At 74.1% G+C, this 584-nt stretch carries 1 protein-coding gene; it reads left to right on the top strand.

What is annotated here, in order from left to right; translation table 11 throughout:
• A partial coding sequence (locus tag PROKR_RS07405) for a TetR/AcrR family transcriptional regulator (protein WP_036961358.1) occupies positions 1 to 493 on the top strand: 493 nt, incomplete at its 5' end.
• Between the last annotated feature and the right edge of the window lie 91 nt (positions 494 to 584).

Genomic DNA, 584 nt, shown 5'->3' with positions numbered 1-584 from the left:
CGGGCTGTCCGTCACGGAGCTGGCCCGGGCGGCCGGCGTCTCGCGGCCCACGGTCTACCGCCGCTGGGAGTCCGCCGACGACGTGCTGCGCGCCCTGCTGATGCACCGCGCCCAGGTCGCCATCACCGCCGTCGGCCCGCAGGCCACGGACCGGGCGGCGATCGTCGACAAGGTGGTCCGGTTCGGCGAGCTGCTGCGCGCCGACCCGGTCTTCGGGCACCTGCTGACCGAGGAACCCGAGGTGTTCACCCGGTACGCCTTCGAGCGGATCGGCCGGTCGCAGCGGGTGATCCTGGAATGGCTCGCCGCAGGGATCACCACGGCGCAGCAGGGCGGCACGGTCCGGGCCGGGTCCCCCACGGACATGGCGGTCATGGTGCTGCTGGTGTCCCAGTCGGTGGTGCTGTCGCACCGCACCGTGACCACCGTGATCGACGACGCCGCACTGCGGACCGAGCTCACCCGCACCCTCGACGGGTACCTCCGCCCCTGACCCGGAAGCAGGACCGATGCACCGCACCGCCCTCACCGCCCGGCGCCGCGCGCGCGAGCTCGACGAGCTCGCGTCCGAGCCGGTGGACCTG

The organism is Promicromonospora kroppenstedtii DSM 19349, assembly GCF_000515355.1.
GTDB lineage: Bacteria > Actinomycetota > Actinomycetes > Actinomycetales > Cellulomonadaceae > Promicromonospora > Promicromonospora kroppenstedtii.
The sequence above is the reverse complement of the archived record's forward strand: the minus strand, read 5'-3'. Positions and strand labels throughout refer to the sequence as shown.